The sequence below is a fragment of the Massilia sp. CCM 8734 genome, from assembly GCF_011682155.1.
GTDB lineage: Bacteria > Pseudomonadota > Gammaproteobacteria > Burkholderiales > Burkholderiaceae_D > Telluria_A > Telluria_A rubra.
The window spans coordinates 327,819-336,776 of sequence record NZ_WHJI01000002.1; the positions used below are offsets into that span (position 1 = coordinate 327,819).

Consider the following 8,958-nt stretch of genomic DNA (forward strand, 5'->3'; position numbering starts at 1 on the left):
CGTGACGAACGACCGGCTGTGCGCCTTCGACTGGCGCGCCGGCACGCTCACGCCCGGCCCCTGCTTTGGCGCCGACCGGGATGGCATGGACGCCTTCGCGCGTCATCTCGATGGCGCGCAACAGGCGCGCGCCTACCTGGTCGCCGACCTGGTCGAAGAAGACTTCGCGCGCTGCCTGCTGCCGCACGTGGGTGGCCGGGCCGGGCGCAGCCTGGTCGAACGGCGCCTCTCGCACGCCTACCGCGACACCCCGTTCCGCCACGCCGAGATCCAGGACCGCGACAGCGAAGGCCGGCGCGACGACCATACCCTGTTCTCGGCCCTGACCAACGCCGCCATGGTGCAGCCGTGGGTGGCGCTGATGGAGCAGAACAAAGTCCCGCTGGCGGGGCTGTATTCGGCGGCGCACCTGTCGGCGCAGCTGGTGCGACGGATGGGCATCGCCCAGGAACACCTGCTGCTGATCGCCGAACAAGGCGGCGGCCTGCGCCAGAGCTATTTCCAGGGTCCTCACCTCAAATTTTCGCGCCTGACGGTGCTCGCCGCGCACGACAACGTGGTCGAAGCGACTGCCTCGGAGACGGCCAAGATGCAGCAGTTCCTGACCAGCACCCGCCTGCTGGGACGAGGCCAGATGCTGCACGTGGTGGTGCTCGCGCCCCTGGCGCGGGTGGAAGCGCTGGAACAGCGCTGCGAGGACGACCAGGAACTGGCCTTTCACTTCGTCGACATCGACAGCGCCTGCGCGCGCCTCAAGCTGGCCGGGGACATGGACACGGCCGAACAGCTGTTACTGGGCCTTTTGGGGCGCGACGCGCCGCCGGGCCAGTACCCGCCTGGCGCCGCCGGACGCTTTTACCAGCTCTGGCGCGCGCGCCTGGCGCTTAACTGCGCCAGCGCCGCGATCGCGTTGGTGGGCGCACTATGGCTGCTGGCCAGCGTGTGGGGCGGCGTGCGCGACGACCAGGAAGGAACGCGCCTGCTGGCCGAGGCGGCGCAACTGGACGCGCGCTACCGCGCCATCATGGCGAGCCTGCCGCCGACGGCCGCGCGCAGCGCCAACATGAAGGCCGCGGTGCAGCTCGACGGCCTGCTCGCCGCCACAGCGCCCGCTCCCGCGCCGCTGGTGACGCTGGTGAGCCGCTCGCTCGAACGCGCACCGGCGATCCGCCTGCTGGCGCTGGACTGGCAAGTGCAGCCGGCGCCGCAACCGACGCAAGCGCCAATTGCGCAGCCGGGGCTCGACGCCGGTGCGCTGAAACAGAGCGACGGCGGCGCCGAACCGATCGCCGCCAGCGTGGTCGGGCTGCCGGCGGCGCCGCCGCAGGTGCTGCGCATCGACGGCGAAGTCGAATTCGGACCATCGGACTACCGCGCCATCGTCGACAGCGTGAACCAGTTCGCGCGCGACATGGCGGCCAACCCCGGCGTGGCCGTGCACATCGTCGAAGCGCCGGTCGACGTGCGCCAGAGCGTCAAGTTAAGCGGCAAGACCGACAGCGGCGATGCCGCTTCCGTCAAGCCCCGCTTTGCCATCAACGTGACCTGGAAACCATGATGGCCAAGCCGACACCCGCGCGCGGCAAGCAGGCCGACACCAGCACGCCGAGCTGGCGCGATGAACTGGACTTGATCGCCGCGCCGGCCAGGCTGTGCGCCGGGGTGCTGCTCGGCGCCGCACTGCTGGTGGGCGCCGCGTCGTGGCACGCTGCGCAACAGGCGGGCGAACTGGCGCAAGCGGCCCGGGTGCGCGCCGCCGCTTCCAGCCGCTTCCAGAACGTCGAATCGGAAAAACAGGACATCGCCATCTACCAGCCGCGCTTCGTGGAACTGCAGGCCGGGGGATTGATCGGCGACGAAAACCGGCTGGCGTGGATCGAAGCGATCAAGGCGATCCAGGGCAACCGTAAGCTGATATCGGCCAGTTACGAGATCGAACCGCAGCAGGCGCTGGTGCTGGCAAGCCCGATGGCGCTGGGCGACTACCAACTGCGCGGCAGCCGCATGCGCGTCGAGCTGGGGCTGGTGCACGAACTCGACCTGTTCCACTTCATCGACGATCTGCGCGGCGCCGGGCGCTTCACGGTCCAGGACTGCAAAATGAAACGCACCGACGCACCGGCCGAATCGGTCGGCGTGGCGCGCTTGAACGCCAACTGCACGCTGGTGTTCCTGACGCTTGCCAAAGGAACGCCATGAAATTGATGATCAGCGCCTGCATCCTGCTCGGCGCAGCCATGACTGCCCGGGCCCAGCCCCAGATCGGGCGCCTGTTCACCACGCCGGCCGAACGCCAGCAGCTCGACATCGCGCGCGGCCTGGTGGCGCCCCCGCCACCGCCACCGGTGGCCGCTGCGCCGCCCGCGCCGCAGCCGATGACCGTCAACGGCTTCGTGCGGTGCAGCGGCGGCAAGTCCACCGTGTGGGTCAACAACGAGGCGCAGGATGGCGCGCGCAACCGCTTGAGCGGGCCGGCGCAGGCGCCGCGCGTGACGGTGACGCTGCCCTCGGGCCGGAAGGTGAGCGTCAAGCCCGGGCAGAGCGTCGACGCCAACGCCGGCACTGTCAGCGAGCACCAGCCATGAAGCGCGCGCAGGAAGGATTCAGCCTGGTCGAAATGGCGGTGGTGCTGGTCATCGCCGGCCTGATGATCGGCGGCTTGCTCACGCCACTGGCGGTGCAGATGGAGCAGCGCAAAATCAGCGACACCCAAAAAACCATGGACGAAGCGCGCGAAGCGCTGATGGGTTTCGCGCTGCGCAATGGCTACCTGCCCTGCCCCGCCATCTCGCCGGTCAACGGCCTGGAAGACCGCAGCGGCGCCACCTGCCGCGACGGCAAGCGCCAGGGCGTGCTGCCGTGGGCCACGCTCGGCCTGCCCAAGCTCGATAGCTGGGGGCGCGCATTCCACTACAGCGTGGCGCCAGCCTACAGCAACAGCGGCGCCATGTTCACGCTGCAAAGCCCGCGCGACATCACCATCGGCACGCGCGATGCGCGCGGCAACCTGGTGGCGGCGACCGCCATCAACGACATTCCGGCGGTAATTGTCTCGCACGGGAAGAACGGCGCCGGCGGCTTTGGCGACACCGGCATCCGCAGTCTCGATAACAGCACCACCAACGTCGACGAGCGCACCAACGCCAACAGCACCGGGATCGCTTTCGTGGCACGCACCCCGAGCGAGCGTCCCACCGCGCCGGGCGGCGAGTACGACGACCTGGTGATCTGGTTGTCGCCGAATGTGCTGTTCAACCGCATGGTTGCCGCCGGCACGCTGCCGCGCTAGTCCATGTCGGGCCACATTTTCACCATTGCCACTTACACCCTGCTCGAAGCGCTGCGCAACCGCCTGGCCTGGGTACTGGGCCTGCTTGCCATCGGCGCGGTGGCGCTGGGCGGTTTTCTGGGCCAGCTGGCGCTCACCGAAAGCGGCGCGCTGCAAGCGGCCCTGCTGGCGGCGCTGCTGCGCGTGTGCTGCGTACTGCTGGTCGCGGGCTTTGTCGCCACCAGCGTGGTGCGCGAAACGGGCGACAAAGGCCAGGAACTGCTGCTTGCGCTGGCGCTGCCGCGCGCGGCGTATGTGCTGGGCAAACTGGCGGGCTTCGCGCTGGTGGCGCTGCTGCCCGCGCTGCTGTTCGGCGCCATGGCATTGACGCTGGCGCCGGCCCCCTGGTGCGCCGCGTGGGCGCTGTCGCTGTGGTGCGAGCTGTGCATCGTCGCCGCATTTGCGCTGCTGTGCGTACTCACGTTCGGGCAGGTGCTTGCGGCGCTGGCGGCCACGCTGGCCTTCTATGTGCTGGCGCGCGCCATCGGCGCCCTGCAGGCGATGGCGCAGGATGCGGCGGCGCTACCGCGCATCGCCATCGACGCGCTGTCGGCCATGCTGCCGCATCTCGACCAGTTCACGCGCGGCGAATGGCTGGTGTACGGCGGCGCCCAGGTGGCGCCGCTGCTGGCGCAAACGGCCATCTATGTGACCTTGCTGGGCGCCGCCGCCCTGTTCGACTTTTACCGCAAGGACCTGTGATGGCCTCGCGCGTGCCGTTGCCCGTCACGCTGCTGCTGCTTGGCGCGCTGGCGCTCCAGGTGAGCTACCAGGCCACGCGCGCGCCCCGGCAGCGCGCCTTGGCGACCCTGGCCCAGGCGCCACCGCTGGACGTGCTGCGCCTGGCCGGCCTGGGCGAACCGGTGGCGCTGGCCAAGGCCATGACGCTGCACGCGCAAGGCCAGGACGCGGCCGATACACCGCTCAACAGCATCGATTACGCAGCCTTGCGCAGCTGGTTCGAGCGCATCGTCGACCTCGATCCGCGCGGGCAGGCGCCCTTGCTGGCCGCCAGCCAGGTGTACGCCGCCAGCACCGACCCGGCGCGCATGCGCATCATGCTCGATTTTGTCTACCGGCGATTTGGCGAAGATCCCGACCGGCGCTGGCCATGGCTGGCGCATGCGGCGCTGGTGGCGCGCCACCGGCTGCACGATGCGGCGCTGGCGCGCCACTATGCGCACGCCATCCGCACGCGCACCACGCCTGGCGTGCTGCCCGCGTGGGCGCGCCAGATGGAACTGTTCATCCTCGACGACATGGGCGAGGACGACAGCGCCAAAGCGCTGATCGGCGCCATGCTGTCTACCGGCCAGGTCAGCGATCCGCGCGAACTGGCGTTGCTGGAACGGCGCCTGCACGACATTTCGGCGCGCCAACGCCAGGCCCATCCTTGATAGGCTAGAATAATGTGCAGGAATAACACGCCGCCGCCGTCACCACAGAGAGAATTCCATGCAACGACAACAAGGCTTTACCCTCGTCGAAATCGCCATCGTGCTGGTGATCATCGGCTTGCTGCTTGGCGGCGTGCTCAAGGGCCAGGGGCTGATCGACAGCGCCAAGGTCAAGAACATCATCCAGCAATCGAACTCGCTGTCGGCGGCGGTGAACGCCTACCAGGATAAATTCCGCGCGCTGCCGGGTGACGATGTGCTGGCCACCACCCATGTGGCGGGCGCGACAGCGAACGGCAACGGCGACGGCCAGATCACCGAATACTTGTCGGCGCCGCAGCACCTGGCCTTGTCCGGCTTCATTACCGGCGCCTACAACGGCACCACCGACTTCATGACCAGCGCCCAGGGCGGCGCGGTATACATCTACAACGACGCCGTGGGCGGGCGCAGCGGCAATGGTTTGCGCTTCGACAACCTGCCCGACTCCTTCGCCCAGCAGCTCGACAGCAAGCTCGACGATGGCAACGCCACCACCGGCGCCGTGCGCGCGACCGCCCCGTACACCAACACCGGCAGCATCGTCACCCGCACCGCCTTGTTTTTCTGACCCTACCGCAAGGACCCATGCTTCCTACCTCCCAGCGCCGGCGCGTGTTCTTGATGCGCCACGGCAGCGTTACCTATTTTGACGCCAGCGGCAAGCCCGTCCTTCCTGAAACCGTAGCGCTCAACGAGCAAGGCTGCGCCCAAGCCAGTGCCGCCGGGCACGCCTTTGCCGCCGAAGGCATCCACTTCGACCGGGTGATCGTCTCCGGCCTGCCGCGCACGGTCGAAACGGCCACGCGCGTGCTGGCTGCGACAGGACAAGGGATAGACATCGAAATCTGGCCGGAGTTCGAAGAAATTCGCGGCGGGCGGCTCTCGACCATTGCCGATGCCGATCTCAAGGAGGCTTTTACGGGGGCGTTCGAAGGCATGGTCGGAGAAGACAAGCGCTTTTTGGGAGGCGAATCGGTTGGACAACTGATGGACCGGATCCACCCGGCGGTAACGCGTTTGCGTGGGCAAGACGACTGGGACACGGTGCTGCTGGTGCTGCACGGGGGCGTGAACTGTGCGATTTTATCGCTGGCGCTGACGGGGCAGCGCATGTTCCTGGGCGGGCTATCGCAAACGGCCGGCTGCATCAACGCGCTCGACGTCGGTGAAGCCGAGGGCGACTGGGTGGTACGCTTCGTCAACTTCTCCCCGCCGGCCCCGCTACAAACGAGCACCCGCAGCACCACGATGGAACAACTGTACGAGCAATACCGCCTTTCTCGCTGATCGTGAGACCACCACCACCCCTCAACCGGGGTCAGAGCTTTAACTTGAAACATTTCTCAATTGAGGTCAGACCCCGGTTGTAGGCGTTGTGGAAGATATCGAGGGAAATTGGCGAAGGATTGTAGTAGGAGTGCGCTTCAGAGCGTCCTTGCGTGCGTCGCCTTCCCTCTGAAAAGACGTACATCATTGGCCAAACAAATGTCCTCACAGCAAAACCGGGGTCTGACCTCTGATTCGCAATGTTTCGTCGATTTTCCACGTTTTTTCGCTACCTGTGCAACTATTGCTAGTTAAAGCTCTGACCCCGGTTGTAGGGAAAGCAGAAATTAGTACGATCGTTCTATTCATGCGCTAGAATAGATCTCACATAACCAGCAGGAGACAAGATGTTCGAGGAAATGATGGGGACCAAGCCGGTCTCGGAGCGCCAGAAATTCGACGTCGATGCCCTCGACGCTTATCTGCGCGCCCATGTGCAGGGCTATCCTGGCGGCCCGCTGGAGGTCGTGCAGTTCAAGGGCGGCCAGTCCAATCCGACCTTCAAGATCAGCGCCGGCGACCAGCATTATGTGTTACGCACCAAGCCCGGCCCGGCCGCCAAGTTGTTGCCGTCCGCTCACGCCATCGAGCGCGAATTTCGCGTCATGGATGCCTTGCAAAAAGCCGGCTTTCCCGCCGCCCGCCAGTATGCGCTGTGCACCGACGAGTCGGTCATCGGGCGCGCCTTCTATGTCATGGAATTCGTCGACGGCCGCGTGCTGTGGGACCAGTCTCTGCCCGGCATGACGCCATCCGAACGCGGCGCCATCTACGACGAATTGAACCGTGTCATCGCCACCCTGCACACGGTCGACTACGCCGCCATCGGCTTGGCCGACTACGGCAAACCCGGCAACTATTTCGCGCGCCAGATCGAACGCTGGACGCGCCAGTACCAGGCCTCGGTCACCGAGCCCATCGAGGCCATGGACCAGTTGATCGCCTGGCTGCCGCACCACATTCCGCCAGGCGACGATACCGCCATCGTGCATGGCGACTTCCGCCTCGACAATATGATCTTCCACCCGACCGAGCCGCGCATCCTCGCCGTGCTCGACTGGGAACTGTCGACCCTGGGCCATCCGGCGGCGGATTTTTCCTACCATTGCATGAGCTGGCACATTGCACCCGGCCAGTTCCGCGGCATCGCCGGACTCGACCTGGACGCACTCGGCATTCCCACCCAGGAAGCCTATATTGCGGCGTACGCGGCGCGCACCGGCAAGACCATCCGCATCGAGGATTTCAATTTTTACCTGGCCTACAATATGTTCCGCCTGGCCGGCATCATGCAGGGCATCATGAAACGCTACGTCGACGGCACCGCATCGAGCGCCCAGGCCCTCGAGAATGGCAAGGCCGCCCGGCCCATGGCCGAACTCGGTTGGCAGTATGCGCAGCGCGCCATTTCTCTTTCCAAGGAAAACTAATGAACTTCGATTACTCCGACCGCTGCAAAGAGTTGCAGGCGCGCCTGCTCGCCTTCATGGACCAGCACGTTTATCCGAACGAGAATGCCTTCAGGCAGGAAGTCGACAATAACGGCACCCAGAAGGGCAACCGCTGGATTCCGACCGCGTTGATCGAGCGGCTCAAGCCGCTGGCGCGCGAACAGGGCCTGTGGAATCTGTTCCTGCCGAAATCGGTGCGCGCGCCGGAAGGATTATCGAACCTCGACTACGCGCCGCTGTGCGAGATCATGGGCCGGGTCGGCTGGGCGCCGGAAGTGTTCAACTGCGCCGCGCCCGACACGGGAAATATGGAAACGATCGAACGCTACGGCAGCGAAGAACACAAGCAAACCTGGCTCGAACCCTTGCTGCGCGGCGAGATCCGCTCGGCCTTCGCCATGACCGAACCGGCCGTGGCCTCGTCGGACGCGACCAATATCGAGACCCGCATTGAACGAGATGGCGGCGATTACGTGATCAACGGGCGCAAGTGGTGGATTTCGGGCGCGGGCGATCCGCGCTGCAAGATTTTCATCGTCATGGGCAAGACCGACCCGGAAGCGGCGCGCCATGCCCAGCAATCGATGATCCTCGTCCCCGCCGACACGCCCGGCATCACCATCGTCCGCCCGCTGCCGGTATTCGGCTACGACGACGCCCCGCACGGCCACTGCGAAATCCTGTTCGAAAACGTGCGCGTGCCGGCGTCCTCCCTGCTGCTGGGCGAGGGGCGCGGCTTCGAAATCGCCCAGGGCCGCCTGGGACCGGGCCGTATCCACCATTGCATGCGCGCCATCGGCGTGGCCGAGCGCGCGCTGGAGCTGATGTGCCTGCGCCTGAACAGCCGCGTTGCTTTCGGTAAAAAGATATCCGACCAGGGGGTGTGGCGCGAGCGCATTGCCGAGTCGCGCATCCAGATCGACACGGCGCGCCTGCTGACGCTCAAGACTGCGGCGTTGATGGATACCGTGGGCAACAAGCACGCCCAGGCGGAAATCGCCATGATCAAGGTGCTGGCGCCGAACGTGGCCCAGCAGGTGCTGGACTGGGCGATCCAGGCGCACGGCGCGGCGGGCGTGTCGGACGAGTTCCCGCTGGCCTACCAATGGGCCGGCAACCGCACCCTGCGCCTGGCCGACGGGCCGGACGAAGTGCACCGCAACGCCATCGCCAAGATCGAACTGGCCAAGCATGTCAAACTGGGCGAAGACCTGGCGCTGCCGATCACCCGCTCCTGAGCCGCCGCACCGCCAGCAACCTGTCTTGACCGCCTCTCAACCGGGGTCTGACCCTGACCCTTCCCCTCAAACGTCATATGTCTTGATCATATTTCGTAGCTGGGTGAGGGCCTGAGCAAGCTCATGAAGAGTCATTCGCTTTTGATGCTCCTCGATCCAACGACGAGCAAGCGTAA

At 66.1% G+C, this 8,958-nt stretch carries 10 protein-coding genes; all 10 read left to right on the forward strand.

Features of this window, described 5'->3' with window-relative positions:
• Position 1 precedes the first annotated feature (1 nt).
• The 10 genes from F2P46_RS03650 (at position 2) to F2P46_RS03695 (ending at position 8,782) form a co-directional block, all read left to right on the forward strand.
• Positions 2 to 1,558, forward strand: a complete 1,557-nt coding sequence (locus F2P46_RS03650; RefSeq protein ID WP_166885289.1) for a hypothetical protein — start codon at positions 2 to 4, stop codon at positions 1,556 to 1,558.
• Positions 1,558 to 2,199, forward strand: a complete 642-nt coding sequence (locus F2P46_RS03655; RefSeq protein ID WP_166885291.1) for a hypothetical protein — start codon at positions 1,558 to 1,560, stop codon at positions 2,197 to 2,199. Before F2P46_RS03650 ends, F2P46_RS03655 begins: the two co-directional genes overlap by 1 nt.
• Positions 2,196 to 2,585, forward strand: a complete 390-nt coding sequence (locus F2P46_RS03660; protein WP_166885294.1) for a hypothetical protein — start codon at positions 2,196 to 2,198, stop codon at positions 2,583 to 2,585. Before F2P46_RS03655 ends, F2P46_RS03660 begins: the two co-directional genes overlap by 4 nt.
• Positions 2,582 to 3,289 (forward strand): prepilin-type N-terminal cleavage/methylation domain-containing protein, encoded by a 708-nt coding sequence (locus F2P46_RS03665; RefSeq protein WP_166885295.1) that lies wholly within the window; start codon positions 2,582 to 2,584, stop codon positions 3,287 to 3,289. Before F2P46_RS03660 ends, F2P46_RS03665 begins: the two co-directional genes overlap by 4 nt.
• Positions 3,290 to 3,292: 3 nt before the next feature.
• Positions 3,293 to 4,030 (forward strand): ABC transporter permease, encoded by a 738-nt coding sequence (locus tag F2P46_RS03670; protein WP_166885296.1) that lies wholly within the window; start codon positions 3,293 to 3,295, stop codon positions 4,028 to 4,030.
• On the forward strand, positions 4,030 to 4,725 hold the full coding sequence (locus F2P46_RS03675; RefSeq protein ID WP_166885297.1) for a hypothetical protein: 696 nt from the start codon (positions 4,030 to 4,032) through the stop codon (positions 4,723 to 4,725). Before F2P46_RS03670 ends, F2P46_RS03675 begins: the two co-directional genes overlap by 1 nt.
• Before the next feature lie 58 nt (positions 4,726 to 4,783).
• Complete coding sequence (locus F2P46_RS03680; RefSeq protein WP_166885298.1) at positions 4,784 to 5,335, forward strand: prepilin-type N-terminal cleavage/methylation domain-containing protein; 552 nt, start codon at positions 4,784 to 4,786, stop codon at positions 5,333 to 5,335.
• A gap of 17 nt (positions 5,336 to 5,352) precedes the next feature.
• Positions 5,353 to 6,054 (forward strand): histidine phosphatase family protein, encoded by a 702-nt coding sequence (locus F2P46_RS03685; RefSeq protein WP_166885299.1) that lies wholly within the window; start codon positions 5,353 to 5,355, stop codon positions 6,052 to 6,054.
• A gap of 386 nt (positions 6,055 to 6,440) precedes the next feature.
• A complete protein-coding gene (locus F2P46_RS03690; RefSeq protein WP_166885301.1) occupies positions 6,441 to 7,523 on the forward strand; it encodes a phosphotransferase in 1,083 nt (360 codons plus the stop codon).
• Positions 7,523 to 8,782 (forward strand): acyl-CoA dehydrogenase family protein, encoded by a 1,260-nt coding sequence (locus F2P46_RS03695; protein ID WP_166885303.1) that lies wholly within the window; start codon positions 7,523 to 7,525, stop codon positions 8,780 to 8,782. The genes F2P46_RS03690 and F2P46_RS03695 overlap by 1 nt, the downstream gene beginning before the upstream one ends.
• Positions 8,783 to 8,958: the final 176 nt, after the last annotated feature.